This window comes from Pseudogemmobacter blasticus, from assembly GCF_003071405.1.
Taxonomy (GTDB): Bacteria; Pseudomonadota; Alphaproteobacteria; order Rhodobacterales; family Rhodobacteraceae; genus Pseudogemmobacter; species Pseudogemmobacter blasticus.
Map to the genome: position 1 here is coordinate 3,090,384 of NZ_CP020470.1, position 25,991 is coordinate 3,116,374.

General features: G+C 67.2%; 27 protein-coding genes. 17 read left to right on the forward strand and 10 right to left on the reverse strand.

The window, feature by feature from the left end; translation table 11 throughout:
* Positions 1 to 146 precede the first annotated feature (146 nt).
* The 5 genes from B6K69_RS15090 (at position 147) to B6K69_RS15110 (ending at position 4,553) form a co-directional block, all read left to right on the forward strand.
* Positions 147 to 425 carry a DUF3572 family protein gene (locus B6K69_RS15090; protein WP_108644380.1) on the forward strand — a complete coding sequence of 93 codons (279 nt, stop codon included), beginning with the start codon at positions 147 to 149 and terminating at the stop codon, positions 423 to 425.
* Between the two features lie 65 nt (positions 426 to 490).
* Positions 491 to 1,183 (forward strand): HAD family hydrolase, encoded by a 693-nt coding sequence (locus B6K69_RS15095; protein WP_107674097.1) that lies wholly within the window; start codon positions 491 to 493, stop codon positions 1,181 to 1,183.
* 109 nt (positions 1,184 to 1,292) lie between these two features.
* Positions 1,293 to 2,849 carry a trimethylamine methyltransferase family protein gene (locus tag B6K69_RS15100; RefSeq protein WP_108644381.1) on the forward strand — a complete coding sequence of 519 codons (1,557 nt, stop codon included), beginning with the start codon at positions 1,293 to 1,295 and terminating at the stop codon, positions 2,847 to 2,849.
* An 80-nt stretch (positions 2,850 to 2,929) separates the two neighbouring features.
* Positions 2,930 to 3,526 carry a heme NO-binding domain-containing protein gene (locus tag B6K69_RS15105; RefSeq protein WP_107674039.1) on the forward strand — a complete coding sequence of 199 codons (597 nt, stop codon included), beginning with the start codon at positions 2,930 to 2,932 and terminating at the stop codon, positions 3,524 to 3,526.
* Complete coding sequence (locus B6K69_RS15110; RefSeq protein ID WP_146161950.1) at positions 3,519 to 4,553, forward strand: GGDEF domain-containing protein; 1,035 nt, start codon at positions 3,519 to 3,521, stop codon at positions 4,551 to 4,553. The genes B6K69_RS15105 and B6K69_RS15110 overlap by 8 nt, the downstream gene beginning before the upstream one ends.
* Positions 4,554 to 4,561: 8 nt before the next feature.
* On the opposite strand, the gene B6K69_RS15115 is transcribed toward B6K69_RS15110, so the two are convergent.
* Entirely contained in the window at positions 4,562 to 5,257 is a 696-nt protein-coding gene (locus tag B6K69_RS15115; RefSeq protein ID WP_108644383.1) for an HAD family hydrolase, read from the reverse strand.
* A 137-nt stretch (positions 5,258 to 5,394) separates the two neighbouring features.
* Between B6K69_RS15115 and clpS the strand changes: the two genes are divergently transcribed.
* From clpS to B6K69_RS15130, 3 genes are read left to right on the forward strand one after another with little or no spacing between them, the layout of a single operon-like run.
* Complete coding sequence (gene clpS, locus B6K69_RS15120) at positions 5,395 to 5,736, forward strand: ATP-dependent Clp protease adapter ClpS (RefSeq protein WP_107674042.1); 342 nt, start codon at positions 5,395 to 5,397, stop codon at positions 5,734 to 5,736.
* A gap of 18 nt (positions 5,737 to 5,754) precedes the next feature.
* Positions 5,755 to 6,741: a class I SAM-dependent methyltransferase gene (locus B6K69_RS15125; protein WP_108644384.1), complete on the forward strand. Its 987-nt coding sequence runs from the start codon at positions 5,755 to 5,757 to the stop codon at positions 6,739 to 6,741.
* A gap of 16 nt (positions 6,742 to 6,757) precedes the next feature.
* Entirely contained in the window at positions 6,758 to 7,585 is an 828-nt protein-coding gene (locus tag B6K69_RS15130; RefSeq protein ID WP_108644385.1) for an SDR family NAD(P)-dependent oxidoreductase, read from the forward strand.
* A 3-nt stretch (positions 7,586 to 7,588) separates the two neighbouring features.
* On the opposite strand, the gene B6K69_RS15135 is transcribed toward B6K69_RS15130, so the two are convergent.
* Positions 7,589 to 7,990: a hypothetical protein gene (locus tag B6K69_RS15135; RefSeq protein WP_108644386.1), complete on the reverse strand. Its 402-nt coding sequence runs from the start codon at positions 7,988 to 7,990 to the stop codon at positions 7,589 to 7,591.
* 136 nt (positions 7,991 to 8,126) lie between these two features.
* Between B6K69_RS15135 and hemF the strand changes: the two genes are divergently transcribed.
* Both hemF and B6K69_RS15145 read left to right on the forward strand, forming a co-directional pair.
* Positions 8,127 to 8,990: an oxygen-dependent coproporphyrinogen oxidase gene (hemF, locus tag B6K69_RS15140; RefSeq protein ID WP_108644387.1), complete on the forward strand. Its 864-nt coding sequence runs from the start codon at positions 8,127 to 8,129 to the stop codon at positions 8,988 to 8,990.
* Positions 8,991 to 9,004: 14 nt separating this feature from the next.
* Entirely contained in the window at positions 9,005 to 9,367 is a 363-nt protein-coding gene (locus tag B6K69_RS15145) for a hypothetical protein (RefSeq protein WP_108644388.1), read from the forward strand.
* A 277-nt stretch (positions 9,368 to 9,644) separates the two neighbouring features.
* Here B6K69_RS15145 and glpX read toward each other — a convergent pair whose 3' ends face one another.
* From glpX to B6K69_RS15175, 6 genes are all read right to left on the reverse strand, one after another.
* A complete protein-coding gene (glpX, locus tag B6K69_RS15150; protein ID WP_107674048.1) occupies positions 9,645 to 10,610 on the reverse strand; it encodes a class II fructose-bisphosphatase in 966 nt (321 codons plus the stop codon).
* Positions 10,611 to 10,734: 124 nt separating this feature from the next.
* Entirely contained in the window at positions 10,735 to 12,033 is a 1,299-nt protein-coding gene (locus B6K69_RS15155) for a homoserine dehydrogenase (RefSeq protein ID WP_107674049.1), read from the reverse strand.
* 73 nt (positions 12,034 to 12,106) lie between these two features.
* Positions 12,107 to 12,385, reverse strand: a complete 279-nt coding sequence (locus B6K69_RS15160; RefSeq protein WP_108644389.1) for a hypothetical protein — start codon at positions 12,383 to 12,385, stop codon at positions 12,107 to 12,109.
* A 50-nt stretch (positions 12,386 to 12,435) separates the two neighbouring features.
* Positions 12,436 to 13,044 carry a TadE/TadG family type IV pilus assembly protein gene (locus B6K69_RS15165; RefSeq protein ID WP_123876579.1) on the reverse strand — a complete coding sequence of 203 codons (609 nt, stop codon included), beginning with the start codon at positions 13,042 to 13,044 and terminating at the stop codon, positions 12,436 to 12,438.
* A 12-nt stretch (positions 13,045 to 13,056) separates the two neighbouring features.
* A complete protein-coding gene (locus B6K69_RS15170) occupies positions 13,057 to 13,614 on the reverse strand; it encodes a TadE/TadG family type IV pilus assembly protein (protein ID WP_108644391.1) in 558 nt (185 codons plus the stop codon).
* Positions 13,611 to 15,380: a pilus assembly protein TadG-related protein gene (locus B6K69_RS15175; RefSeq protein ID WP_164681972.1), complete on the reverse strand. Its 1,770-nt coding sequence runs from the start codon at positions 15,378 to 15,380 to the stop codon at positions 13,611 to 13,613. The genes B6K69_RS15170 and B6K69_RS15175 overlap by 4 nt, the downstream gene beginning before the upstream one ends.
* Before the next feature lie 388 nt (positions 15,381 to 15,768).
* Here B6K69_RS15175 and B6K69_RS15180 point away from each other — a divergent pair, with 388 nt between their 5' ends.
* Positions 15,769 to 17,202, forward strand: a complete 1,434-nt coding sequence (locus B6K69_RS15180; RefSeq protein ID WP_418260006.1) for a Glu/Leu/Phe/Val family dehydrogenase — start codon at positions 15,769 to 15,771, stop codon at positions 17,200 to 17,202.
* 9 nt (positions 17,203 to 17,211) lie between these two features.
* Here the strand turns inward: B6K69_RS15180 and B6K69_RS15185 are convergent, their stop codons facing one another.
* The gene (locus B6K69_RS15185) at positions 17,212 to 17,883 is read right to left on the reverse strand and encodes a cation efflux transmembrane domain-containing protein (RefSeq protein WP_108644393.1); all 672 of its coding nucleotides are present in this window, start codon (positions 17,881 to 17,883) and stop codon (positions 17,212 to 17,214) included.
* A gap of 73 nt (positions 17,884 to 17,956) precedes the next feature.
* Between B6K69_RS15185 and B6K69_RS15190 the strand changes: the two genes are divergently transcribed.
* From B6K69_RS15190 to B6K69_RS15215, 6 genes are all read left to right on the forward strand, one after another.
* Positions 17,957 to 18,388, forward strand: coding sequence for a MerR family transcriptional regulator (locus tag B6K69_RS15190; RefSeq protein WP_108644394.1), 432 nt, complete (start codon positions 17,957 to 17,959; stop codon positions 18,386 to 18,388).
* Between the two features lie 161 nt (positions 18,389 to 18,549).
* Positions 18,550 to 19,800 (forward strand): sarcosine oxidase subunit beta family protein, encoded by a 1,251-nt coding sequence (locus tag B6K69_RS15195; protein ID WP_108644395.1) that lies wholly within the window; start codon positions 18,550 to 18,552, stop codon positions 19,798 to 19,800.
* Positions 19,801 to 19,978: 178 nt separating this feature from the next.
* On the forward strand, positions 19,979 to 20,245 hold the full coding sequence (locus B6K69_RS15200; protein WP_107674057.1) for a sarcosine oxidase subunit delta: 267 nt from the start codon (positions 19,979 to 19,981) through the stop codon (positions 20,243 to 20,245).
* A complete protein-coding gene (locus tag B6K69_RS15205) occupies positions 20,242 to 23,157 on the forward strand; it encodes a sarcosine oxidase subunit alpha family protein (RefSeq protein ID WP_108644396.1) in 2,916 nt (971 codons plus the stop codon). The genes B6K69_RS15200 and B6K69_RS15205 overlap by 4 nt, the downstream gene beginning before the upstream one ends.
* Complete coding sequence (locus tag B6K69_RS15210; RefSeq protein WP_108644397.1) at positions 23,150 to 23,704, forward strand: sarcosine oxidase subunit gamma; 555 nt, start codon at positions 23,150 to 23,152, stop codon at positions 23,702 to 23,704. Before B6K69_RS15205 ends, B6K69_RS15210 begins: the two co-directional genes overlap by 8 nt.
* Positions 23,705 to 23,841: 137 nt before the next feature.
* The gene (locus tag B6K69_RS15215) at positions 23,842 to 25,077 is read left to right on the forward strand and encodes a DegT/DnrJ/EryC1/StrS family aminotransferase (RefSeq protein ID WP_108644398.1); all 1,236 of its coding nucleotides are present in this window, start codon (positions 23,842 to 23,844) and stop codon (positions 25,075 to 25,077) included.
* Here B6K69_RS15215 and B6K69_RS15220 read toward each other — a convergent pair.
* The gene (locus tag B6K69_RS15220) at positions 25,041 to 25,991 is read right to left on the reverse strand and encodes a LysR family transcriptional regulator (RefSeq protein ID WP_108644399.1); all 951 of its coding nucleotides are present in this window, start codon (positions 25,989 to 25,991) and stop codon (positions 25,041 to 25,043) included. The genes B6K69_RS15215 and B6K69_RS15220 overlap by 37 nt on opposite strands.

Sequence of the window (25,991 nt, forward strand, 5' to 3'; positions counted from 1 at the left end):
ATCTGGCATTCACCGCTTGATGGTGAGCAATGTGTTACCGAGAAGGTTAACAAATCCTTTCAAAGTGTCGGGATGCGCCGCCGGAGGGCGCACGACTTCGCGAGGGGATTGTGAAGACAGACTTAATTTCTGGGGATAACTTTGCCATGAACCCTGACACCGCGCAGACCCTTGCCTTGCAGGCGCTGGCCCATCTGGCCGCGCAGGAGGACGCCTTTGCCGAGTTCCTGGCCGCCGCTGGCACCAGTCTGGACGAGGTGCGGGCGCGGGCGGGCGATCCTGACCTGCTGGCCTCGGTGCTGGATTTCGTGCTGGCCGAGGATGCGCGGGTGCTGGGCTTTGCCGCGGCGGCCGGCGTGGCGCCCGAAACCGTGCTGCGGGCGCGGGGGGCGCTGTCGGGGGGCGAGATTCCGCACTGGACGTGATTGCCTTTCACCGCGCCGACACGCAACACTGCGACACTGACCGGAACGGGGAGGCTGCGGACGGCATGATTGACGGGATCGTCTTCGACAAGGATGGCACGCTGTTCGATTTCCGCATCAGTTGGGGGCGCTGGGCCGAGGATTTCCTGGCCGGTCTTGCACGGGACAGGGCGCATCATGCCGCGATGGCCGAGGCCATTGGCTATCTGCCGGCCGAGCGCAGCTTTCGCCCTGACAGCGTGGTGATTGCGGCGACGGCCGCCGATATTGCGGCGGCGCTGCTGCCGCATCTGCCGGACCACGACCTGACCAGCCTGCGCGCCACCATCGACGAGGCCGCCGCCGGCGTGACCATGTCGGAAGCCGTACCGCTGGTGCCGCTGTTCACCGCGCTGCGGGCGCGCGGCCTGCGGCTGGGCATCGCCACCAATGACAGCGAGGCCCCGGCGCGGGCGCATCTTGAGGCGCATGGATTGACCGGCTTGCTGGATTTCATCGCCGGTTACGATTCCGGCTATGGGCCGAAACCCGGCCCCGGCATGTGCCAGGCCTTTGCCGCCTCGCAGGGGCTGGACCCGGCCCGGGTGTTCATGGTGGGCGACAGCCTGCATGACCTTGAGGCGGGCCGTGCGGCGGGAATGCGGACGCTGGCGGTGCTGACCGGCATTGCCACCGCCGGCGATCTGGCCCCCATGGCCGAGGCGGTCTTGCCCAACATCGGGGCCATTCCGGCGCTGCTGGACGGCATTTCCGGCTGAGTTTGGCGTGGCCATGCGCTGAAAGCGACATATTTGCGTCGCCAAAAACGCGACGGCGGCGGGCGCTGGGGTCATCTTCTGGGGAAGACGATTTCCAGGGGGACGATCCATGACCGATGACCAGGGCCGCAAGCGCCGCGCCGGAGGCCGTGCCGGCATGAAGGCACGCGCCGGATCGGCCGCCATCGAGCAGATGCCCTGGCGGATTCCGCTGAACCCCGACCGCCCGACCGAGCCGCTGGATGCCGAAGGCGTGCAGCGTGTCCACAAGGCGGCGATGCGCATCCTGTCCGAGATCGGGATCGAGTTCCTGAACCCCGATGCGGTGGCGCATCTGAAAAAGGCCGGCTGCATCGTCAACGGAACAAATGTCCGCATGGACGAGGATTTCGTGATGGAAATGGTCGGCCGCGCGCCCGAGACCTTTACCATCACCCCGCGCAACCCGGACCATGAGATCATCATGGGCGGCAAGCACATGGTCTTCGTCAACGTCTCGTCCCCGCCGAACGCTTGGGACATGGAGCGCGGCAAGCGGTCAGGCGATTTCGAGACGTTCAAGGAATTCATGAAGCTGACGCAGTATTTCAACTGCATCCATGTGGCCGGCGGCTATCCGGTCGAGCCGGTGGACATTCACGCCAGCGTTCGCCACCTGGACTGCCTGCATGAAAAGCTGACGCTGACCGACAAGGTGGTTCACGCCTATTCGCTGGGGGCCGAGCGGGTGGAGGATGTGATGGAGATGGTCCGCATCGCGGGCGGTCTGTCCCATTCCGAATTCGACGCGCGGCCGCGGATGTATACCAACATCAACTCGGTCAGCCCGCTGAAGCATGATTTCCCGATGCTGGACGGGGCGATGCGGCTGGCCAAGCGCGGCCAGCCGGTGGTGGTGACACCCTTCACGCTGGCGGGCGCGATGGCGCCGGTCACCATGGCGGGCGCGGTGGCGCTGTCGATTGCCGAGGCGCTGGCGGCGATTGTCCTGCTGCAATACATCGCGCCGGGCTGCCCGGTGGCGATCGGCACCTTCACAAGCAATGTGGACATGAAATCGGGCGCGCCGGCCTTTGGCACGCCGGAATACATGCGTGCCACCCAGATGACGGGGCAGTTGGTGCGGTTCTACGGGCTGCCGATGCGCGCCAGCGGGGTGTGCGCCGCCAATGTGCCGGACGGGCAGGCGATGTGGGAAACCTCGAACAGCCTGTGGTCTGCGGTGCAAAGCCGGACCAACATGGTCTATCACGCGGCGGGCTGGCTGGAGGGCGGGCTGATTGCCAGCCCCGAGAAGTTCATCATGGACTGCGAAGTGCTGCAGATGATCCAGCGGTATTTCGAAGAGGCCACCTTCGCCAGCACCGACGACGACCTGGCCTTCGATGCCATCCGCGACGTGGGGCCGAACGGGCATTATTTCGGCGTTCAGCACACGCAGGACAGGTATCAGACCGCCTTCTATGCGCCCTTCGTTTCGGACTGGCGGAATTATGAGGCCTGGCAGGCCGACGGGTCTGTCTGGACGGTCGAGCGGGCGCACCGGATTTACAAGCAGATCCTGGCCGAGTTCGAGGCGCCGGCGATGGACCACGCCGCGCGCGAGGAGCTGACCCGCTTCGTGGCCCGCCGCAAGCAGGAAGGTGGCGCGCCGACCGACTTCTGACGGCTCGCCACCGCCCCGTCTTACCGCATTGTTAACCGCCGCCCCCTAGCCTTGGCCGGGGAATCAGCTTGGGCTGCGGGATGTTCGGACTGCTGTTGCGCGCCTTTCAAAGCTATGTCTGCACCACCTTCGGGCCACGGCCCTGGGGGCAGGTGCTGACGCAGGTCGGCTTCATGGGCGAGGGGTTCGAACCGCTGCTGCCCTATGACCGGCCGCTGTTCGACCGGGTGCTGGCCACCGCGGCCGAGATTCTGGAACGGCCGGTCGAGACGGTGCTGGAGGATCTGGGAACCCATATCGTCACCAATCCGGCCTATCCCGCGCCGCGGCGGCTGTTGCGCTTTGGCGGCGCGACCTATGGCGATTTCCTGCTGTCGCTGGAAGAACTGCCCGACCGCGCCCGGCTGGCCCTGCCCGAGGCGGCGCTGCCGCCGGTGATGCTGGAGGAGACGGGGCCCAGCCAGTATGTGCTGTCCTGCCCGCTGGCGCTGCCGGCGCTGGGCCATGTGCTGACCGGCATCCTGCGGGCCATGGCCGATGATTACGGGGCGCTGGTGGTGATCGAACCCGAACCGCTGCCCGATCCGGGGGTGGCACTGTCGATCCGGCTGCATGAACCCGAATTCGCCGCCGGCCGCAGTTTCCGGCTGGCCCCCAGGGATGCGGCGCATGGCTGAGGGCGCGGGGACGCGGCGCGAAGGGATCTGTCTGCCGCAGGCCGCGCTGAACCGGCTGATGCCGCTGCATGTGGTGATTTCCGCGCAGGGGCGGGTGCGGGCGGCCGGGCCGACGCTGCAGCGGCTGTTTGCCGGGCAAAGGCTGGTGGGCCGGTCGATCCTGACGCTGTTCGAGATGCGCGCCCCGGCGCGGATTGTCGACATGGCGGGATTTGCCGCGCGGGTGGGCCACAAGCTGAACCTTCTGCCGCGCGGCACGGCCCCGGCCTTGCGGCTGCGCGGGCTGGCGGTGCCGCTTGGGGGGGCTGGCGGCGGCTATCTGGTCGATCTGTCCTTCGGCATCGACTGCCCGCGCGCGGTGGGGCTGCTGCAACTGAGCGAGGCCGATTTCGCCCCCACCGACATGACGATGGAGGTGCTGTATCTGGCCGAAGCCAATGCCGCCGTTCTGGCGGAAATGCGCGGGCTGAGCGGGCGGCTGGATGGCGCGCGGTTGCAGGCCGAGGAGGAGGCGCTGACCGACCCGCTAACCGGGCTTCGCAACCGCCGGGCCAGCGACAGCCTGCTGGCGCGGCTGTGCCGCGAAGGCATCGGTTTTGCGCTGCTGCATCTGGACCTGGACTATTTCAAGCAGGTGAATGACCGGCTGGGCCATGCCGCGGGCGACCATGTGCTGGGCGTGGTGGCCGGCATCCTGCGCCGGCAATGCCGGTCGATGGATTCGCTGGCGCGGGTGGGGGGCGATGAATTCGTGCTGATCCTGCCCGGTCTGGTGGACGAGCTGCGGGTGGCCCGCATCGCCACCCGCATCATCGAGGAGCTGCGTCGGCCGATCGCCGTTCAGGATGAAAGCTGCCGGATTGCGGGCAGCATCGGCTATGTGGTGGTTCCCGAAGGGGCGGGGTCCGACCCGGCGACGGTGCTGAAGGCGTCGGATGCCGCGCTTTATGCGGCCAAGAAGGCGGGGCGCAGCCAGGTGCAGCAGGGGCAGGCGCGGCCCGGGCGGCAGGCGGAGGTGGTGCCCTGACCGCCGCGTCAGCCGGCCAGCGCCCGCAGATGGGCGGGCAGGCCGGTCAGGCTGTCCAGCCGGGCATAGCGCGGGTTGCCGACCGGCTCTTCCGCGGCCTCAAGCGCCCAGGTCAGGCCATGGGGCACATAAACCCCGTAGGCCCCGGCGGCGAGGGGCGGCAGCACATCGGATTTCAGCGAATTGCCCGCCATCAGCGCCTGACCGGCGCCGGTGCCGTGACGGGCAAAGATCCGGGCATAGATGTCGGGCGTCTTGTCCGACACGATTTCGACCGCATCGAACAGGTCGCCCAAGCCCGATTGCGCCAGCTTGCGTTCCTGATGCAGCAGATCGCCCTTGGTGATCAAGAGGATGCGGAAATCGCCGGCCAGTGCGGCCACGGTTTCCCGCGCGCCCGGCAGCAGTTCGACGGGATGGTCCAGCATGGCGCGCCCGGTGCCCAGCAGTTCCGAGATCACGCTGGCGGGCACGCGGCCTTCGGTCACCTCGATGGCGGTTTCGATCATCGACAGGGTGAAACCCTTTACCCCGAAGCCATAGGCGCCGATGTTGCGCCGTTCGGCGGCCAGAAGCCGGTCATGCAGATGGTCGGGCGCGGCATAGGGGGCCAGCAGGTCGGCGAAACGATCCTGCGTCAGGCGGAAGTAGGCCTCGTTCTGCCAAAGCGTGTCGTCGGCATCGAATCCGATGGTGGTGATCATCTGCGCCCCCCTTGCCGGCGGGTTTTGCAACGCCGTGGCGAGGCGCGCAATGCCGCCCCCCTTTTCGTTGCGGCAAAATCGGTTATATTTCCGTCATCACCCACCCTGCCGAATCCTGAAAATCGGAGCAGCCCCCCGTGTCGCATCGCCCCCTGACCCTGTCCGACAAGACGGATGGACCGCGCGATGACACGTCGATCCTGACCAAGCCCAAGACGCGGACCCAGCGCCCGCCGATGTACAAGGTGCTGATCCTGAACGACGATTACACGCCGATGGAATTCGTGGTTCATGTGCTGGAGCGGTTCTTCGGCATGAGCCACGCGCAGGCGTTCGACATCATGCTGGCCGTTCACAAGAAGGGGCTGGCCGTGGTGGGGGTGTTCAGCTTTGAAGTGGCGGAAACCAAGGTGGCGCAGGTGATGGACTTTTCACGCCGTCATCAGCACCCGCTGCAATGCACCATGGAAAAGGAATAGGGCGCCGCGCGCCTGCCCATGCAATCTTCCCGGCTTGAAATGGCGCTGGCCGAAGGCGCCCTTGTTCTGCCGCCCGAGGGGCGGATCGCGGTCTATCGTCCGCAGGCGGGCGACGACCTGTCGGCGCTGCCGCGTGACCGTGTGGTGGTGCTGACGGGCTTTCGCCCCGATCATGATGCCTTCCGCGCCGCCGGCTATGCGGTGGACCCCGCGCCGCCCTATGCGGCCGCGCTGGTCTGCCTGCCGCGTGCGCGCGACCATGCCCGCGCCCTGCTGGCCGAGGCGGCCGCCGCGGTGGTGCCCGGCGGTCCGGTGGTGGTGGACGGGCAGAAGACCGATGGCATCGACCCGACGCTGAAGGATCTGCGCGCCCGTGTTGCCTTGGGCGAGGCACTGTCCAAGGCGCATGGCAAGCTGGCGGTGTTCCCCGCCGGCCCGGGGCTTGAGGATTGGGCCGCGCGGCCGCGTCCGGTGGAGGGGGGCTTCGTCACCCGGCCCGGCGTGTTTTCCGCCGACGGGGCCGATCGCGGGTCGGCGCTGCTGGCGGCGGCGCTGCCGGCGAAGCTGGGGCCCAAGGTGGTGGATCTGGGGGCGGGCTGGGGCTATCTGTCGGCCGCCGTTCTGGCGCGCGAGGGCGTGAAGCGGCTGGATCTGGTCGAGGCCGAGGCGGATGCGCTGGCCTGTGCGCGCGACAACATCACCGATCCCCGCGCGCAGTTCCATTGGGCCGATGCCACCGGGTTCCGGCCTGCGTCGCTGGTTGAGACGGTGGTGATGAACCCGCCGTTCCACACCACTCGTGCCGCCGATCCCGGCCTTGGCGCGGCCTTCATCGCCGCCGCCCGGCGGATGCTGGCGCCCGATGGCGTGCTCTGGCTGGTTGCAAACCGGCACCTGCCCTATGATGCCGCGCTGACAGAACACTTCCTGACGGTTGAGGACATTGGCGGCGATGCCGCCTTCCGCCTGATCCGTGCGGCGAAACCCCGCCGCGCGACGCGCTGACAACCCCGAGGTTTCCATGAGCTTTTCCGTCTCTGGCAAGACTGCCATCGTGACCGGGGCCGCCAATGGCCTTGGTCTGGCCATCGCCCGGCATCTGGTGGACAAGGGCGCCAATGTGATGTTCGCCGACATCGACGAGGCGCGGCTGGAGGCCGAGGTGGGCGACGAGGCCCGTGCCGAAGGGCCGGTGCGGATGTTCGCAGGCGACCTGACGCAGAAGCTGACCATCGTCAACCTGCTGTCTGCCACGCATGAAGCCTTTGACAAGGTGGACATTCTGGTCAACGCCAGCCGCCGCGCGCTGCGGGCCGATGCGATGAACCCCGAGGAAGACGGGGTTGAGGCGATGTGGCAGCAGAACGTGATGACCGCGCTGCGCATGACGCAGATGACGGCGAAGCGCATGATCCAGGCCGCCGAGCGCAGCGGCACCGCGGGCGGCGGCACCGAGCGGGGCGCGGTCATCGGGTCGATCATCAACCTGTCGTCGATTGCGTCCAGCCGGGTGCAGCCGCGGCTGCTGGCCTATTCCATGGCCGCCGCCGCCATTGAACAGATGACGCGCACCATGGCCGTGGTGCTGGCGCCGCAGGGGATTCGCGTCAACGCGGTGTCCTTCGGCAGCATGATGAGCGCCAGCCTGCAGGCCGTGCTGAAGGAAGAACCCGAACTGCGCGGCCGCATCACCGCCGGCACCCCGCTGGGCCGGATCGCCGGCCCGGACGAGCTGGCAGAAACGGTGCAATATCTGGCATCCGATGCGTCGTCTTTTGTCACCGGGCAGGTGATCCCGGTCGATGGCGGGCGCGGCCTGCTGGATGTGGTCGCCGCGCCCGTCTTCTGAGCGTTACTCGGGATAGACCGCCCGGCATTGCGCGATGCCCGGTTCGGCCGCGCGCGACAGTTGCTTGCGCTTGGCCTTGAGCTGTTCCAGCAGCCGCGCCTCGTTCGCAAGGTCAATCGCCTTGGGCCGGGTGTGGGTTTCGACATCCCAGTCGCGGCAGGTTCCTGTCACCGGCGCGGGCGAGGGGTTTTCGGCCGTGGGGCGGCCGGGCCGCAGGCAGGGCCGGAAGGTCGGGTAGCGGACGGTATATTCCTCGATCGCATAGCCGCGCCGCAGATTGCCTTCGGACTGGGCGATCAGCCTGTCGACGGTGCGCAGGTCACGGGTGACGCGGCTGATACATTGTTCCTGCGGGGTGCCGCAGGCGGCCAGAAGGGCCAGCAGGGGAAGGGCAAGACGTTTCATGGCGCACTCGGGTTGATGCGACTCGGGCCGTGTCCGGGTCTGGCCCCAGACTAAACCTCTGCTCGCGATATGCCAAACTGGTTGGAAGCGGCGGCCCGGTTTGTTAGGCAGGGGCGCACGCAAGGGGGGAGCGCCGATGACCGAGGATTTCACAGACCGCAAGGACCGCGCCTCGGCCTGGTTCCGCAGCTTGCGCGACCGCATCACCGCCGCCTTCGAGGATCTGGAAACCCGGTTCGATGGCCCCGGCAGCCCCGGCCGGTTCGAGGTGACGCCGACCAGCCGCGCCGATGGCGGCGGCGGCATCATGTCGGTCATGCGCGGGGGGCGGGTGTTTGAAAAGGTGGGCGTGAACTGGTCTGCCGTGCATGGCACCCTGGGCGAGCGGGCGCAGAAGGCGATGGCGGCGCGCGGTGTGCCGGGCATGGCCGACGACCCGCGCTTCTGGGCCAGCGGCATTTCGCTGGTGGCGCATATGGTGAACCCGCACACCCCGGCGGTGCATATGAACACGCGGATGTTCTGGACGCCGGGCGCCTGGTGGTTCGGCGGCGGGGCCGACCTGAACCCCTGTCTGGAATACCCCGAGGATACCGCGCATTTCCACGCGCAGTTGCAGGCGGCCTGCGACGCCCATTCCCCCGACTATTACAGCCGGTTCAAGGCCTGGGCCGATGCATACTTCTTCGTGCCGCACCGGGGCCGGGCGCGCGGCGTGGGCGGCATCTTCTATGACGATCTGAACACCGGCGACTGGGAGGCGGATTTCGCCTTTACCCAGGCCGTCGGCAGCGCCTTCCTGCCCGCCTTCCTGCCGGTGACCGAGCGGCGGCTGGGCACGGTCTGGTCAGACGCCGACCGCGAGGCGCAGCTTGTGCATCGCGGGCTTTATGCCGAATACAACCTTGTCTATGACCGTGGCACCAAGTTCGGGCTGGAAACCGGCCATGATGCAAGTGCCGTGCTGATGAGCCTGCCGCCGGTGGCGAAATGGCCGTAACCGGAGGGCCCGACATGGCCGACATCACAATCCGCGCCGCCTATGCCTCGGTGGTGGAGGACGAGGGGCTGCTGTTCATCGGCTTTGCCGAGGGCGAGGATGACGACGAACCCTATCTGCTGTTCCGCCAGCCGCTTGCCGGTGGTCCGGTCTGGATGGAAGTGACGGATGAGGATTTCGGCGCCGAAGACGCGGTGGAGCGGATCGAGGCCGGGCCGCAGGGCCTGCGGCTGACCATCCGCAAGGCCTGCGTGCCGGCGCTGGGCTATGCCGGGCAGATCGCGGTGCGGATCGGCCCCGATTGCGAGGATGCCGCCCCCGCCCTGGCCGCGCTGCGCGACATGCTGGCCGGCGTCTGGGCCGAGGCTGAGGGCTGACGACGCGGCCTTGAGGGCTGCGCGTTTTCGCAGACATCGGCCAAAGGCCCCGGCCGGGTTAACAGCCGCGAAGCGGCCCCGGCCAGCGCCCGACCGCCCCCCGGGCGGGCGCTTTTGCGCTGTCGGTTCTTCGTTCAGCCCGTAGAGGGGTTGACCCATAAAGCGCCGGCCTCGGGCCGGGGGCAGCGCCCGCCCGCGGCCGGGCGCTGGCCTGTCGTTCTGCGCGGGAGGGTCCGTTCCCTGCGCGGTGGTGGCGCCCGCAACGCGGTGCCGGGGCTTACTTCATCGGGCTGCGGTAGGTCATCCGGCGGACGGAGCCGGTTTTCGAGCGCATCAGCAGGGTTTCGGTGGTGATCCAGCCGGGTTCGCGCTTGATGCCGGCCAGAAGCGAGCCGTTGGTGACGCCGGTGGCGGCGAAGATCACGTCGGCGCGGACCAGATCGTCGCGGGTATAGACGCGATCGAAATTGGTGATGCCGGCCTTTTTGGCGCGGGCGCGTTCGTCATCGTTGCGGAACAGCAGCTTGCCGAAGAACTGCCCACCCATGCATTTCAGCGCGGCGGCGGCCAGCACGCCTTCGGGCGCCCCGCCCGACCCCATGTACATGTCGATGCCGGTGACTTCCGGTTCGGCGCAGTGCATGACACCGGCCACGTCCCCATCGGTGATCAGGCGGATCGAGGCGCCGGTCGAGCGGATTTCCCGGATCAGGTCTTCATGGCGCGGGCGTTCCAGCACGCAGACAGTGATGTTCTCGGTTGAAACGCCCTTGGCGGCGGCCAGCGCCGAGACGCGTTCGGACGGGGTCATGGTCATGGTGACGACGCCGGTCTTGTAGCCCGGGCCGATGGCCAGCTTTTCCATGTACACATCGGGGGCGTGCAGCAGCGTGCCGCGCGGCGCCATGGCGATGACGGTCAGCGCGTTGGGCATGTCCTTGGCGGTCAGCGTGGTGCCTTCCAGCGGGTCAAGCGCGATGTCCACGGCGGGGCCGTGGCCGGTGCCCACCTCTTCGCCGATGAACAGCATCGGCGCCTCGTCCCGTTCGCCTTCGCCGATGACGACGACGCCGGCGATGTCCAGTTCGTTCAACTGGTCGCGCATGGCGTTGACGGCGGCCTGATCGGCGGCCTTTTCATCGCCCCGGCCAATCAGCCGGGCGCTGGCCAGCGCGGCCGCTTCGGACACACGGGCAAGGCCCAGCGAAAGCAGGCGATCCTGAAAGATACTGGCGTCGGACATGGGGGTCTCCGTCCCTGAGGCTTGGTTGCGACCGCTCTAGCCGGGGCCAAGAGGCGCGGCAAGGATGGTGACGCTAACGGGGCGCAGGGTTTTTCCGGCCGTCCGGGGCCGGGGGCCCCGGCGGTCAGACCTCTTCGATGCGGATGGCGATGGGCCGGTCCACCAGAACGCCGGTGCGGTCGAACTGGGTCAGGGCGTGGCCGATGTCGGCGGGGCTGGCCTTGTGGGTGACGATCAGGACGATTGCGTCATTGTCGGCGTCGCCCGGCTGGTTGATCTGGCGCATCTGGTCGATGGAGATGCCGGAATCGCCCAGGCAGGTGGCGATCTTGGCCAGCGCGCCGGGTTTGTCGAGCAGCGTCATGCGCAGGTAATAGGGCGCGGGCGTGGCGGCGCGGGCGGGCACGGGCGCGGCCAGATCGGCGGCCGGAAGGCCGAAGGTGGGCACGCGGAAGCCACGGGCAAGGTCGATCACATCGGCCATGACGGCGCTGGCGGTGGGGCCTTCGCCGGCCCCGGGGCCGCGCAGCACGATCTGGCCGACGCTGTCGCCTTCCAGCACCACCATGTTGGTGCCGCCCTGCAACTGGCCCAGCGGGCTGGCCGCGGGCACAAGGCAGGGGGTCATGCGCTGTTCCAGGCCGCGGCCCGTCAGTTGCGCGACACCCAGCAGCTTGATGCGGTAGCCCATTTCATCGGCCAGGCGGATGTCGTCGATCGAGACATTGCCGATTCCTTCCAGTTCCACCGCGTCAAAGCTGACACGGGTGCCGAAGGCGATGGCCGCCAGAAGCGAGAGCTTGTGACCGGCGTCTATGCCCCCCACGTCAAGGTTGGGGTCGGCTTCCAGATAGCCAAGCTGGCGGGCCTCTTCGAAGACGGTCTCATAGGGCAGGCCGGCGGCCTGCATCCGGGTGAGGATATAGTTGCAGGTGCCGTTCATCACGCCCATGACGCGGCGGATGCGGTTACCGGCCAGACCTTCGGTCAGCGCCTTGATGACGGGGATGCCGCCGGCGACGGCGGCTTCGAAACGGATGGTGCGGCCGGCTGCTTCGGCGGCAAGGGCAAGGGCCTGGCCGTGGTGGGCCAGCAGCGCCTTGTTGGCGGTGACCACATCCTTGCCGGCGGCGATGGCGGCTTCGGTCGCGGCGCGGGCGGGGCCTTCGTGACCGCCCATCACCTCGACGAAGACATCGACATCGGGGCGGGTGGCCAGGGCGACGGGATCGGTTTCCCAGGCATAGCCCGACAGATCGGCATCGCGGTTCTTCGTGCGATCGCGGGCCGAGACGGCGGTGATGGTGACAGGCCGGCCGCTGCGGGCGGCGATCAGCGCGGCTTCGCGCTGGACGATCTTGACGACGCCGATTCCGACCGTGCCGAGACCGGCGAGACCAAGACGAAGCGGAGCGGCGGACATGGACGGGCCTTTCGGTTCCTGGGTTCCCTGACCCAGCCTGTTAGCCGTTCGCCGCAACGGGCGCAACGCAGGGTTAGGGTTGCGCGGCTTCGGCACGCAGGCGGGCGGCGCGGGCGCGCAGAAGGGCGGCCTGCGAGACAAGGCCCTCGGTCGCCGGTTCGGCAGCGGCGGGGGCACGGTCCTGTGCGATCAGATCGTCGAGCGGCAGCAGCACCGGCTTTTCGGGGGTGGGGTCTTCCGGCATGGCGGCGACTTCGGGAAACTGCGTGCAGCCCGTGACCAGGCCAAGCGCCACAGCCGCGGCAAGGCGGGCGGACCCGGGCAGTTTGCGAAGGGGGGCGTGATCGGTCATGCCGGCATCCTAGCCCCGCCGCGCCGCGGGCGGAAGGGCTGTCTCCTGGGTCAGAGCGTGGCCGGGCAGGGCTGTTCGATCAGGCAGACCCGGCGCGCATAGCGCGGGCGGGTGATGACAAAATTGTCGAACGTATAGCTTGAGCCGGTTCCCAGCCCGAACAGGCCCAGTTCCTTGGCCGGGTTCGACAGGACGAAGAAAGTGGGGGTGAAGCCCACCTCGGTTTCGACCAGCACCGCGGAATCGCGGTCGGCCATCACGGGAATCCGTTCGGTGGCCATGGCCGCCAGTTCCGTCTTGGTCAGCGGCGGCACGGCGTTGTTGGGCGATTTCGAGAAGAGGACGTAATATTCCTTCTTGGTAGCATCCCATTGGAACGAGGTGATGCGCATCCGCACCGGGGCGCCGCCGGTCAGGTATTCCATCGACTTCTGCATACCGTTCACGAAGTTCATGTCGATGTCGCTTTGCCGCGAGATCAGGTCCGAGACGGCGTAATTCGCCTTCTGCGCCATGTTGATCGCGCGGAAACTTTCCCAATAGACGAACAGCGCCAGGAAGGCCCAGATCAGCAGGGGCAGAAGGATGAGGAACTCTGTCATGACCAGACCGTCCTCGCGGCGCGAGAACTGCCGGATGCGTGAGACGAGGGAACGCATACCGCTTGCTCCTCAGTACGGTTCGGTCACGACCAGCGTCGAGGTCATGATCTGATAATCGCCGGTGAGCGAGTCGGCCCGAAGCCCCAGGCCAAGGCCGGTGGTCGGGAAGATCGGCTTCGCCGTGGTGCAGATCCGCACGACCATGATCTGGTTGGCGCTGCCGGCCGAGACCTTGCCGGATTCCAGGCTGACCAGCTTGCCATTGCCATCGCCGCAATAGGCGGTATCGCCCGGGATTACCCAGGTCGAGGTATCGACCGGCGCGATCCAGACCTTCAGCTTGCTTTTGCAGTCGCCCAGGATCGGGGTCGCGTCGCAGATCAGGTCGCGCAGCTTGTCATGGTTGATTTCGGCAATGTTTCCAAGGCGGAAATCGCGCATCACCAGATCAAGGCCGCGGTCCATCGAGACATAGCGGAGCGTGTAATAGCCCGCCTCGACCGAGGCCATGAAGATGCCCACCACGACCGGCACGAACATCACGAATTCGATCGTGGCGGTTCCGTCTTCGCGCCGCCACAGACGGCGCAGGCGCCGGGCCATGCGCGACAGCAGGGGATGTGTCATTGCGTCAGCCTCAACTGGCTGAGGTTCGAGGCGATCAGCGCGAAGGCCGTCTTGATTTCAAGGCCGTTCACATCGAAGAAATAGGTCGAGGACGGGCTTGAGGCGCAGTTGCGGATCGCATTCGCGCCGCGGTTGTCGGTCTCGAACGCGATGCCGTAAACCAGCATTCCCTTGCTTTTGGCCTGGCCGCAGATGGTGTTCAGGTTCGCGTCCATCGTGGGCGTGTTGTCGTGGGTGCTGGTCCAGTCAACATAGCTGCGGAACTTGTTCTTCCATTCGGCATAGGTGGTGTTCATGCAGCTTGTGGTCGTGCACAGGGCGCGGGCGTAAAGCTGCCAGGCCACCCAGTCGGTATGGGCATAGGACCAGACTTCGTTCCAGGAAAGCCGGGTGGTGTTCGTATAGGTTGCCGTGGTGGAATAGCAGGCCGAGCCCGAGGGGGCGGTGCCGTTCCAGGGCCGGGAATGCCAGGCGCCAAGGTGCGGAACATAGAAGGGGCGGCTGTTGCACAGCTTGGTGGTGGTCGAGGCATCGACCTTGCTGGCCACGAAGATCGACATGTACTTGTCGTTCGCGCGCCAGATGTCCGATTTCGTGGTGCCGAGATAGGTGTCCGAGAACCGCTCCTGGTCGAAGTTGGCGCCGTCTGTCATCAGCACGATGACCTTGAGCGTTTCCTTGTCGCCATAGTCGGCCGGGCGAGCGTTGAAATAGGCCGGAATGTCGCCCGAGGTGACCATCGATTCCGTGATGCCGCGCGAGGTGGGATCAAGCAGGTAGGTGCCCCATTTCATGCCAAGGTCGATGGAGGTTGCGCCAACCGGAACAAGCCCGTCGATCTGTGCCTTCAGGGTTGTCTTGTTGTTGTTGTGCATCCGCACATAGTTTCCGGCGACCGGGCTGCACCAGAGGTTCGTATACAGCTTCCGCGTGGTGTCCCACTGGGGCTCCACGATCGCGACATAGCTGGTCGGGGTCGACATGTTCGTGGCCCAGGCCTGACCGAAGGGCGATTGCTTGACCGGCGTCGTGCGCGAAATCGTGGTCGTGCCATAGGTATTGGTGGGCAGGTTCAGGCAATAGGATTTCCCCGTCGCGCCGTTCGGCTGGCTGGTCGGGAATGTGTGCCCGCCGTTCACGTTGAATTTCGAGATCAGCGTCGGCCCAAGGTTCACCTGGCCGTTATAGGGCACGATGGTGATCGAGATCTTGTTCTCGGTATCGTTCTCAAGGACCGTATCTACAAAATCCTTTGCCGCCGACTTGAGGTTGTTGATGCGGCTGATGGTGTTATACATCGACCCGGAAACGTCGAGAACCAGCGCGATTTCCACATTCGTGACCCGCTGTTCGGCCTGGCTGACGTTCATCGCCTCCAGATAGGGCACGTCCATCATCGACATGAAATGGTTGGGCGAATTCACCGTTGCCTTGGCGGTAACGGTGCGGGAGTTCATCGCCTGCTGGACATCGACGTTGTCAAGCTCCTCGTCCAGGCCGGATTTCTTGAACCAGTCCTCAACGACCGCGGTCGGGTTCAGCGTCTGTTTCAGGCTGGCCGCGGCAAGGGTGGCGCGGTCCATCGTGTTCTGCACCGAGACGCGCTTGGTTTCGAAGCGCATCATGTCAACCGCGATGCCGCCGATCAGGATCATCAGGAAGAAGAAGATCAGGATATGGACGGCCATCACCCCTGATGTGTCGCGGGCAAATCGGGCAGAGCGGCGGCCCAGTCCGTGCAATGCAATCCGCATAAGGTTCTTCATGCCGGGCATCCTGTCAGGTCAAATTCATGTCCGAATGGAACAGGGACGTGAGTATTCTACCGGATTAGAGGGAGTCATCGGCCAAATTGTGGCGAGTCCGGGTCTGAGAGCCGACAATTGTGGGTTGAGGAAACGATTTGTGCGGGTTTTCGGGATTGATGCCGAGCTGGCAACCGGAGCCCTCAACCCCAGATTGTGTCTGTGCGTCCGGCGCGCAGCGTGATGCCCGCCCGTGGCGAATCGGAGTGCCGGAACAGACTTCACAATGACGACGCAGAGGGTTGCCGTCAGGCATTTCGACAGATGCGCGACAGGTTTCGCTTGGCTATGATGCAGCGGTCGGCGGGCGAGGGGCCCGGAATGTGCCGGCACAGGGAGGATAGTAGTTATGACAGTGGCCACCCACGAGCCGGGCTTCCGCGACTCGGTCGATCTGATGTTCAATCGCGCGGTGCGCCTGATGGACCTGAGCCCTGGTCTGGAACAGAAGATCCGGGTCTGCAATTCGACCTACACCGTCCGTTTCGGTGTGCGCCTGCGCGGCAAGATCGAAACCTTCGTCGGCTATCGCTCGGTCCATTCCGAGCATATGGAGCCGGTCAAGGGCGGCATCCGCTTCGCCACCTCGGTCAACCAGGACGAGGTGGAGGCGCTGGCGGCGCTGATGACCTACAAATGCGCGCTGGTGGAAACGCCGTTTGGCGGTTCGAAGGGCGGGCTGTGCATCGACCCGCGCGCCTGGGAAGAGCATGAGCTGGAACAGATCACCCGGCGCTTTGCCTATGAGCTGATCAAGCGCGACCTGATCCATCCGGCGCAGAACGTGCCGGCGCCCGACATGGGCACGGGCGAGCGCGAGATGGCCTGGATCGCCGACCAGTATGCGCGGATGAACACCACCGACATCAACGCCAAGGCCTGCGTCACCGGCAAGCCGCCCCATGCCGGCGGGATTCAGGGCCGGGTCGAGGCGACGGGCCGCGGCGTGCAGTTCGCGCTGCGCGAATTCTTCCGCCACCCCGAGGATGTGGCCAAGGCCGGCCTGTCGGGCGGTCTGGAGGGCAAGCGCGTGATCGTGCAGGGCCTGGGCAACGTGGGCTATCACGCGGCCAAGTTCCTGAGCGAGGAAGACGGCTGCAAGATCATTGCCATCATCGAACGCGACGGCGCGCTGCTGAACGACGCCGGGCTGGAGATCGAGGCGGTCAAGGCGCATATGGCGGCCACGGGCGGGCTGAAGGGCTTTGCCGGTGCCACGCATGTGGCCGATGGTGCGGCGGTTCTGGAACAGGACTGCGACCTGCTGATCCCGGCGGCGATGGAAGGCGTGATCCATCTGGGCAATGCCGCGCGCATCAAGGCGCCGCTGATCATCGAGGCGGCCAACGGCCCCATCACCTATGGCGCCGATGAAATCCTGCGCAAGAAGGGCACGATCATCATTCCCGACCTTTATGCCAACGCGGGCGGGGTGACGGTGTCCTATTTCGAATGGGTCAAGAACCTGAGCCACATCCGCTTTGGCCGGATGCAGCGGCGGGCCGAGGAGTCGCGCTCGCGGCTGCTGGTCGAGGAGCTGGAGCGGCTGTCGGCCGACAAGGGCCTGGGCTGGACGCTGGGCCCGGACTTCAAGCAGAAGTTCCTGACCGGATCGGACGAGCTGGCGCTGGTCCGTTCGGGCCTGGATGACACGATGCGCACCGCCTATCAGGCGATGCGCGAGATCTGGCATTCGCGTGCGGATGTCGAGGATCTGCGCGTGGCCGCCTATATCGTGGCCATCGACCGGGTGGCCAAGACCTACCGCTCGAAGGGCCTGTAAGCCCGCGTCCTAATGGGAATGTCCATGGTCGTGCCCGCAGGAACGGGCGTGGCCATGGGCATCACCCGCCGATCCGGCGCGCATCTCGGCCAGCGCGTGGCGCAGGATCTGCACGGCGGAAGACAGGAACAGTCCCGACATCGCCGCCGCGACCACAAGGTCGGGCCAGGGCGTTGCCGTCAGCCCCACCAGCAGCGCCGCGCCCATCACCGCGACATTGCCCACGGCATCGTTGCGCGAACACAGCCAGACCGACCGGACATTGGCATCGCCGTTGCGGTAGCGCATCAGGATCAGCACGCTGGACAGGTTGGCGGCCAGCGCCAGCGCCCCGACCACGCCCATGACTTCGGCCCGCGGCAGGCCGGGGCCGAAGAACAGCCAGAGCGTTGAGCCGAACACCCACAGCCCCATGGCCAGCAGCGACAAGCCCTTGGCCATCGCCACCCGCGCCCGGGTGGCCAGCGGCCGCCCGATCACCCAGAGCGACAGGCCATAGGTCGCGGCATCGGCCAGAAAATCCAGCGCATCGGCCCGCAGCGCCTGCGACCCGGCCAGCGCCCCCGCCCAGAGTTCCACCCCGAACATGCCGGCATTCAGTCCGATCACCGCCCAGAGCGCGCGGCGGTAGGCCGCTGACTGCCCGTCAAAATTCACCTCATGGCCACACGCGGCAGACATGCCCGATCTCCTGTTTTCTTTCCGGTGAGTCGGGCGTAACCTCTATAGCGACTGTAGAGGCAAGGGGAAAGTTATGCGCGAGGTGACAATCGGCGAGGCGGCCCGCGAAAGCGGCGTCAAGGTCACGACCATCCGCTTCTACGAAGGGCGCGGGCTGTTGCCGGCCCCGCCGCGCAGCGATGGCGGGCAGCGCCTTTACGGCGCGGATGACATCGCGCGGCTGCGCTTCATCCGCCATGCGCGCGACCTTGGCTTCGACATGGCCGCGCTGGCCGATCTGCTGGATCTGGCCGGCCACCCCGACGCGCCGTGTGACAATGCCGACCGGCTGGCGCGCGACCGGCTGGCCGATGTGCGCCGCCGCATCGACGCGCTGCGCGCGCTGGAGTCCGAGCTGGAACGGATGATCACCGCCTGCCAGCATGACCGGGTGGCCCGCTGCGCCGTGATCGAAAGCCTGGCCGACCATGCCCATTGCGGCGGCCCCCATGCACGGCTGGACTGACGCGCCGCCGGCGGCTGCGTCACCCGGACACAGCCTTGTGATGCCGGGGGCGGGACTGAAAGCGACAGCCTTTGTCGCGGTTGGGCAGGCTTGGCGCCGCCGCGCCTTGCAAACCGGGGACAAAGCCGGTTCATTGGGGCCGGAACGACGGGAGCGGCAGGATGCGCTATTCGGGCCTGAAGGTCATTACCGAGGGGCTATTCGGCAACAAGGGGTGGAAACCCGCCTGGCGCAACCCGGCCCCGAAGCCGGCCTATGATGCCATCGTGATCGGCGGCGGCGGACACGGGCTTTCCACCGCCTATTATCTGGCCAAGAACCACGGGCTGACCAATATCGCCGTGCTGGAGAAGGGCTATCTGGGCGGCGGCAACGTGGGGCGCAACACCACCATCGTGCGGGCCAACTATTTCCTGCCGGGCAACCAGGAATTCTACAGCCATTCGCTGAAGCTGTGGGAAGGCCTGGAATCCGAGCTGAATTACAACGTGATGCACAGCCAGCGCGGGCTGATCAACCTGTTCCATTCCGATGGCCAGCGCGATGCCTTTGCCCGGCGCGGCAATGCGATGATCACGCAGGGCGACGATGCCATCCTGCTGGACCGTGACGGCGTGCGCGAACTGCTGCCCTGGCTGGATTTCGACCAGACGCGCTTCCCGATCTATGGCGGGCTTCTGCACCCGCGCGGCGGCACGGCGCGGCATGACGCGGTGGCCTGGGGCTATGCGCGCGGCGCCGACCGGCGCGGCGTGGACCTGATCCAGAACTGCGAAGTGACCGGCATCGACATCGAGGGCGGCAAGGTCGTGGGCGTGCAGACCACGCGCGGCCCGATCCGGGCGCCCAAGGTCGGCATCGTGGTGGCCGGACGGTCCAGCCAGGTGGCGGCCATGGCCGGGATGCGGCTTCCGATCGAAAGCCATGTGCTGCAGGCCTTCGTCACCGAGGGGCTGAAGCCGGTGATCAACCATGTGATCAGCTTCGGCATGGGGCATTTCTACATCAGCCAGTCCGACAAGGGCGGTCTGGTGTTCGGCGGCGATCTGGACTTCTACGCCAGCTACGCCGCGCGGGGGAACCTGCCGATGGTGGAACATGTGATGGAAGCGGGCATGACGCTGATGCCGATGATCGGCCGCGCCCGTGTGCTGCGCAGTTGGGGCGGCATCATGGACATGTCGCCGGATGGCAGCCCCATCATCGACAAGACCCATGTCGAGGGGCTGTATCTTGACTGCGGCTGGAACTACGGCGGCTTCAAGGCGGTGCCGGCCAGCGGCTGGTGCATGGCGCATCTGATGGCGACCGATACCCCGCATGAGGTGGCCCGCCGCTTCCGCCTTGACCGTTTCGCGACCGGGCATCTTCTGGATGAAGAAGGCACCGGCAGCCAGCACAACCTGCATTGACCGCCATGCCTCATGTTCACCCGAAACGCCTCGCCAGACTGCCGGTTGCCTCCGGCGGGGGTATTTTTGCCAAGATGAAGTGGCAGGGTTTCATCTTGGCCCAAATACCCCGGGGTGAGGCCCGCAGGGCCGAGGGGCAGCGCCCCTTGGCAACGCCGGCCCCGAAGGAGACCACCCGATGCGCCTGAAATGCCCCCTTTGCGGCGAACGTGACCGGCGGGAGTTCTATTACTCCGGCGCGGCCGATTACCTGTCGCGCCCCGAGGCCGGGGCCGCGCCCGCGGCCTGGGACGACTATCTGCACAACCGCGACAACCCGGCCGGGGTGACGCGCGACCTGTGGTATCACGAACAGGGCTGCGCGCAGTGGCTGGTGGTCACGCGCAACACGGTGACGCATGAGATCACCGCCGTCGAGCTGGTTGCCGGGAGGGCCGCGGAATGAGGGTCGAGGGCAAGGGCATCATCGACCGCAGCCACCCGCTGCGCTTCACCTTCGACGGCAAGAGCTATGGCGGCTATCGCGGCGACACGCTGGCTTCGGCATTGCTGGCCAATGACGTGCGGCTGATGGGGCGCAGCTTCAAGTATCACCGCCCGCGCGGCCCGCTGACCGCCGGCAGCGAAGAGCCGAACGCGCTGGTCGAGATCCATGGCAAGACCAACCAGACGCCGAACGTCCGCGCAACCATGCTGGAAGTGTTCGACGGGCTGGATGCCCGCAGCCAGAACCGGATGGGCACGCTGAAATATGACCTGCTTGAGGTCAACGACCTGCTGGCGCCGTTCCTGAGCGCGGGCTTCTATTACAAGACCTTCATGTGGCCGCGGGCCTTCTGGGAACGGGTCTATGAGCCGGTGATCCGCCGCGCGGCGGGCCTGGGCAGCCTGTCGGGCAAGCATGACGAGGGTGTTTACGAGAAAGCCTGGGCCTGGTGCGACCTGCTGGTGATCGGGGCCGGGCCGACCGGGCTGATGGCGGCGCTGACGGCGGCGCGGGCGGGGGCGCAGGTCATCCTGGCCGACGAGAACCCGCTGCTGGGCGGGCGTCTGGTCGGCGACGGCGGCACCCTGGGCGGCGAGCCGGCGGCGATCTGGGTGGCCGGCGTCGAGGCGGAGCTGCGGTCAATGCCGAACGTGCGGGTGATGACGCGCACCACGGTGACCGGCGCCTATGACAACGGCACCTTCGGCGCGCTGGAGCGGGTGGGGCTGCACCGCCCGGCCCGGCCCAACCTGCCGCGCGAATGTTTCTGGCGCATCGTCGCGAAGCGCGCGGTTCTGGGTGCGGGCGCGCTGGAACGCCCGATCGCCTTTCCCGACAATGACCGGCCCGGCATCCTGCTGACCAGCGCGGTGCGCACCTATCTGAACCGCTTTGGCGTGGTGCCGGGGCGGCGGGTCACCATCTTTGACGGCAGCGAGGCCGGCCGCGTTCTGGCGCGCGAGCTGATGGCGGCCGGGGTGCAGGTGGCGGCGATCATCGACCCGCGCACCGAGGCTTCGGGGCTGGAGGATTGCCCGGTGCATCTGGGCGCGCAGGTGGTGGGCAGCCGGGGCCGCCTTGGCCTGCGGGCGATCACCGTGCGCAAGGGGGCCGAGACCTTCGAGATCGAGACCGACTGTCTGGCGATGTCGGGCGGCTGGAACCCCAGCCTGCACCTGACCTGCCACATGAACGGACGCCCGCGCTGGTCGGAAGACATCATGGCCTTCGTACCGATGGAGGGTGCGGTGCCGGGGCTGACGGCGGCGGGGGCGGCGGCGGGCCGCTTCTCGACCCATGCGGCGCTGGGCGATGGCAAGGCCGCCGCGACGGCCGCGCTGAAGGATCTGGGGATGGCGGTGCCCGACCTGCCGCTGCCGGCGGCCGAGGATGCGCCCTATGAGCCGCGCGCCCTGTGGGACGTGGGCGGCGAGGGGCGGGCCTGGATCGACTTTGCCAATGACGTGACGACCAAGGACGTGCGTCTGGCGGCCAAGGAGAACTATACCTCGGTCGAGCACATGAAGCGCTACACCACGCAGGGCATGGCGCCGGATCAGGGCAAGTCGTCGAATGTGGCGGCGCTGGCCGTGCTGGCCGATGCCACCGGCCGGTCGATCGCCGAGACCGGGATCACCACCTTCCGGCCGCCCTTCGTGCCGGTGTCCATCGCCTCGATGGGGGCGGGCGGGCGCGGGGCGGGCTTTGCGCCGCAACGCTTCCTGACCAGCGATCAGGCCAGCCGCGACCGGGGCGCGCCGATGATCGAGGCGGGGCTGTGGTATCGGCCCAGCTATTTCCCGAAGCCGGGCGAGACGGGCTGGAAGGAAGCCTGCGACCGCGAGGTTGGCTGGGTGCGCACCGCCGTGGGCGTGGCCGATGTGTCCACGCTGGGCAAGATCGACATCCAGGGCCGCGATGCGGCGCGGTTTCTGGATTTCGTCTATACCAACACCTTCAGCACCCTGCCGGTGGGCCGGGTCCGCTATGGGCTGATGCTGCGCGAGGACGGGATGGTGCTGGATGACGGCACCACGGCGCGGCTGGGGGAAAACCATTTCCTGATGACCACCACCACCGCCGCCGCCGGGCTGGTGATGCGGCATCTGGATTTCGTGCATCAGGCCTTCTGCGCCGATTGGGATCTGCGCTTCCTCAGCGTCACCGAAAGCTGGGCGCAATTCGCCGTGGCCGGGCCGATGGCGCGGGCGCTGCTGAATGCCACGCTGGATGCGCCCTTGGGCGATCTGCCCTTCATGGGGGTGACGACGGTGCGTGTCGGCGGGGTCGAGGCGCGGTTGTTCCGCATCTCGTTCAGCGGGGAAGAGGGCTATGAACTGGCCGTTCCCACCCGCTATGGCGAGGCGCTGTTCCGCGATCTGGTTGGCCGGGCCGAGACCATGGGTGGCGGTCCCTACGGGATGGAGGCGCTGAACGTGCTGCGGATCGAGAAAGGCTTCATCACCCATGCCGAGATTCACGGCCGGGTGACGGCCTTCGACATTGGCATGGAGAAGATGGTCAGCGCCAGGAAGGACTGTATCGGCAAGGCGGCGGCGCAGCGGCCGGGGCTGACGGGGCCGGAGCGCCAGCAGCTTGTGGGGCTGAAGGCCCATGCGCCGCTGACCGCCGGGGCGCATCTGTTCCGGCCCGGCGCGGTGGTCGATCCGGCGACGGACGAAGGCTATGTCACCAGCGTGTGCTGGTCGCCCACGCTGAACTGCTGGCTGGCGCTGGCCTTCCTGGCCGATGGTCGGGCGCGGTATGGCGAACAGATCCGGCTGGTTGATCACCTGCGGGACATCGACGTTACCTGCGAGGTGACGGGGCCGGTGTTCCTGGACCCGGACGGAGGGCGGATGCGTGCCTGAACTGATTGCAAAACAGGCCTGGGCGGGACAGGCGTCGGTGACGAAGGCCGGGCTTGCCCTGGTGCCGCTGGAGGACCGGGCGATCTGGTCGGTGGCGCTGTTTCCCGGCGGGGCCGAGGCGGCGGGCGCCGCGCTGGCGCCCTTGGGTCTGGGCTTTCCGCCGCCGAACCGCTGGGTTTCGGCGGGGGCGGCGCGGCTGGTCTGGACCGGGCGCGATCAGGCCTTTCTGATGGGGGCCGAGCCGCCGGCAGGTCTGGCCGGCGCGGCTGCGGTGACGGATCAGTCTGGCGGCTGGGCCGGGGTGGCGCTGTCGGGGCCGGGGCTTGCGCAGGCGCTGGCGCGGCTGGTGCCGGTGGACCTGACGCCGGCGGCCTTTCCCGAAGGGGCGGCGATCCGGGCGCCGGTCAACCACATGTCGGCGGTGATCCTGCGGACGGGGGCGGAGGCGGTTGAAATCTGGGTGTTCCGGTCGATGGCACGGACCCTGTGGCACGAGCTGGCCGAGGTGCTGGATCGGCTTGAGGCGCGGATCGCGATCAAGGGCTGAGGAAGGATTTTCTACCGCATATCGCGGCAGTGGAAGAACGCGGTGGCGAAATCCGGCGCAGCGGATGATTTGTCACTGGCGCGTCACGGGCGCAGTGTTTACACGCTTTCTGAAAGACACATTCAGGAAAGCTGAAGATGGCGCCCGACGGTCAGACCCTTGCCCCCAATGTTCATGAGGCCGAATCCATTCCCGAAGCGGCGCGGGCCGAGATCGACCGGCTGCTGAATTCGGGCGACCTGTTCCGCTACACCGCGCCGAAGGATGCGCCGGTGGCGCTGCTGGAGGCAGAGTTCGCGGCGCTTCTGGGCGCGCGCTATGCGCTGGCGGTGTCGTCCTGTTCGGCGGCGCTGTTCCTGTCGCTCAAGGCGCTGGACCTGCCCAAGGGCGCCAAGGTGCTGATCCCGGCCTTTACCTTTGCCGCCGTGCCGTCAAGCGTTGTGCACGCCGATTGCGTGCCGGTGCTGGTGGAAGTGGGCGCGAACTACCGCGTGGACATGGCCGATTTCGCGGCCAAGCTGCCCGGGGCCGATGCGGTGATGATTTCCCACATGCGCGGGCACACGTCTGACATGGATGCGATCATGGAACTGGCCGATGCGGCCGGTATCCCGGTGATCGAGGATGCGGCGCACAGCCTGGGCACCGTCTGGGGCGGGCGCAACATCGGCACCATCGGCAAGGTGGGCTGCTTCAGCTTCCAGTCCTACAAGATGGTGAACGCGGGCGAAGGTGGCATCCTGATCACCGACGATCCCGAGGTGGCGGCGCGGGCGATCATCATGTCGGGCGCCTATGAGGAAAACTGGAAGAAGCATCCGGGCCTGTCCAACAGTTGCGCGCATTGGCAGAACAAGCTGCCGCTTTATAACCTGCGGATGCAGAACCTGTCGGCGGCGGTGATCCGGCCGCAACTGCCGCTGGTGGCCGAACGGGTGGAAAAGGGCCGGGCGAACCACGACCGGGTGGCGGACATGCTGAACGCCTGCCCCTGGCTGCGGGTGCCCGATCCGCTGAAACCCGAACAGCGCGCGCCGGATTCCATCCAGTTCAACCTTGTGGGCGACTGGACCGACGAAGAGGCGGTGGCCTTCCAGACCGCGGCCAAGCAGCGCGGCGTTTCGGTGCAGGTCTTCGGCCTGTCGGAAGGCAATGCGCGGGCGTTCTGGAACTGGCAGTTCCTGGGCGAGGTGCCCGATCTGCCGCAGACCCGCGCCATGCTGATGCGCGCCTGCGACGTGCGCCTGCCCACCCGGCTGAGCGCGGCGGAACTGGATTTCATCGCCAATGCGATCCTGGGCGCGGCCGAGGCCGTCAAGGCTGAGGCGCCGCCCGGTCACAGGACCGACAGGCTGTCCCCGATGAACGGGTAGGCCGCGCGCATCGGCGCGACCACCTCTTCCGCGATCAGCGCGCGCAGGCGGTGCGCGATCAGATCGGGAATGTCGCGCAGCACGCCGGCGCGGGCCTGCAGCGACAGCGTGCGGTCCAGCGGCGCGAAGGGCAGGGGCTGCACCTCGATCTCGGCGCGGAAGCGGCGGGCCTGATGCAGCGCCAGCGGCGTGAGAATGGCCCAGCCGGCGCCGGCGGCCACCATGGCCAGAATCGCGTGATAGCTGTCCAGTTCAAAGCGCGAGGCGGGCTTCACGCCCAGCCGCGACAGGTGGCTGGCGATCTGGCGCCCGATCAGGTGGCGGGCGGAATACTGGATCAGCGGCAGGTCTCCGGGCGCCCGCCCGCGCGGGCAGACGGCAACGAAGGGATCGCGCAGGATCGGGTGAACCTCGCGCGGGGCGGCCTCGGCGGCGGTGTCGCCGGGCAGGTCGGTGGCGACGATCACGTCCAGCGCGCGGGCGTCAAGCTGGTCAAGCAGCCGGTGCGACGGGCCGGTTTCCAGCAGGAAGCGGCAGCCCTTCAGTTCTTCCGACAGGCCCGACAGCAGGCGGGGCGTCACATCGGCCTCGAAATCCTCGATCATGCCAAGGCGCAGGGTTGTCAGACCGGCCAGATCGGCGCGGGCCAGTTCGGCGCGGGCCTCAAGCGCTGCGTTCAGCATCACCTGCGCGTGGCGGCGGAACATGGTTCCGGCGGGCGTCATCCGCATCGGCCGGGCGCCGCGATCCAGCAGCAGCGCGCCAAGCGCGGTTTCCAGACCGGAAAGCTGCTGGCTGACGGCGGACGGGCTGACGCCCAGACGCCGCGCCGCAGCGGAAATGGCGCCTTCCTCGGCCGCGGCGAGAAAGACTTCGATCCCCCAAAGGGTGACGCGGCCCTCGGCCTCGGCCAT

Excerpts from the sequence above, each read along its gene's own strand:
- B6K69_RS15130 (WP_108644385.1), top strand. The coding sequence starts at position 6,758 with ATGAGCTTTTCCGTCTCTGGCAAGACTGCCATCGTGACCGGGGCCGCC.
- B6K69_RS15095 (WP_107674097.1), top strand. The coding sequence starts at position 491 with ATGATTGACGGGATCGTCTTCGACAAGGATGGCACGCTGTTCGATTTC.
- B6K69_RS15185 (WP_108644393.1), bottom strand. The coding sequence starts at position 17,883 with ATGTCTGCCGCGTGTGGCCATGAGGTGAATTTTGACGGGCAGTCAGCG.
- B6K69_RS15155 (WP_107674049.1), bottom strand. The coding sequence starts at position 12,033 with ATGTCCGCCGCTCCGCTTCGTCTTGGTCTCGCCGGTCTCGGCACGGTC.
- B6K69_RS15190 (WP_108644394.1), top strand. The coding sequence starts at position 17,957 with ATGCGCGAGGTGACAATCGGCGAGGCGGCCCGCGAAAGCGGCGTCAAG.
- B6K69_RS15215 (WP_108644398.1), top strand. The coding sequence starts at position 23,842 with ATGGCGCCCGACGGTCAGACCCTTGCCCCCAATGTTCATGAGGCCGAA.
- B6K69_RS15135 (WP_108644386.1), bottom strand. The coding sequence starts at position 7,990 with ATGAAACGTCTTGCCCTTCCCCTGCTGGCCCTTCTGGCCGCCTGCGGC.
- B6K69_RS15110 (WP_146161950.1), top strand. The coding sequence starts at position 3,519 with ATGGCTGAGGGCGCGGGGACGCGGCGCGAAGGGATCTGTCTGCCGCAG.
- B6K69_RS15160 (WP_108644389.1), bottom strand. The coding sequence starts at position 12,385 with ATGACCGATCACGCCCCCCTTCGCAAACTGCCCGGGTCCGCCCGCCTT.
- B6K69_RS15200 (WP_107674057.1), top strand. The coding sequence starts at position 19,979 with ATGCGCCTGAAATGCCCCCTTTGCGGCGAACGTGACCGGCGGGAGTTC.
- B6K69_RS15170 (WP_108644391.1), bottom strand. The coding sequence starts at position 13,614 with ATGACACATCCCCTGCTGTCGCGCATGGCCCGGCGCCTGCGCCGTCTG.
- hemF (WP_108644387.1), top strand. The coding sequence starts at position 8,127 with ATGACCGAGGATTTCACAGACCGCAAGGACCGCGCCTCGGCCTGGTTC.
- B6K69_RS15100 (WP_108644381.1), top strand. The coding sequence starts at position 1,293 with ATGACCGATGACCAGGGCCGCAAGCGCCGCGCCGGAGGCCGTGCCGGC.
- B6K69_RS15105 (WP_107674039.1), top strand. The coding sequence starts at position 2,930 with ATGTTCGGACTGCTGTTGCGCGCCTTTCAAAGCTATGTCTGCACCACC.
- B6K69_RS15125 (WP_108644384.1), top strand. The coding sequence starts at position 5,755 with ATGCAATCTTCCCGGCTTGAAATGGCGCTGGCCGAAGGCGCCCTTGTT.
- B6K69_RS15195 (WP_108644395.1), top strand. The coding sequence starts at position 18,550 with ATGCGCTATTCGGGCCTGAAGGTCATTACCGAGGGGCTATTCGGCAAC.
- B6K69_RS15165 (WP_123876579.1), bottom strand. The coding sequence starts at position 13,044 with ATGCGTTCCCTCGTCTCACGCATCCGGCAGTTCTCGCGCCGCGAGGAC.
- B6K69_RS15205 (WP_108644396.1), top strand. The coding sequence starts at position 20,242 with ATGAGGGTCGAGGGCAAGGGCATCATCGACCGCAGCCACCCGCTGCGC.
- B6K69_RS15115 (WP_108644383.1), bottom strand. The coding sequence starts at position 5,257 with ATGATCACCACCATCGGATTCGATGCCGACGACACGCTTTGGCAGAAC.
- B6K69_RS15220 (WP_108644399.1), bottom strand. The coding sequence starts at position 25,991 with ATGGCCGAGGCCGAGGGCCGCGTCACCCTTTGGGGGATCGAAGTCTTT.
- B6K69_RS15145 (WP_108644388.1), top strand. The coding sequence starts at position 9,005 with ATGGCCGACATCACAATCCGCGCCGCCTATGCCTCGGTGGTGGAGGAC.
- glpX (WP_107674048.1), bottom strand. The coding sequence starts at position 10,610 with ATGTCCGACGCCAGTATCTTTCAGGATCGCCTGCTTTCGCTGGGCCTT.
- B6K69_RS15180 (WP_418260006.1), top strand. The coding sequence starts at position 15,769 with ATGACAGTGGCCACCCACGAGCCGGGCTTCCGCGACTCGGTCGATCTG.
- B6K69_RS15090 (WP_108644380.1), top strand. The coding sequence starts at position 147 with ATGAACCCTGACACCGCGCAGACCCTTGCCTTGCAGGCGCTGGCCCAT.
- B6K69_RS15175 (WP_164681972.1), bottom strand. The coding sequence starts at position 15,380 with ATGAAGAACCTTATGCGGATTGCATTGCACGGACTGGGCCGCCGCTCT.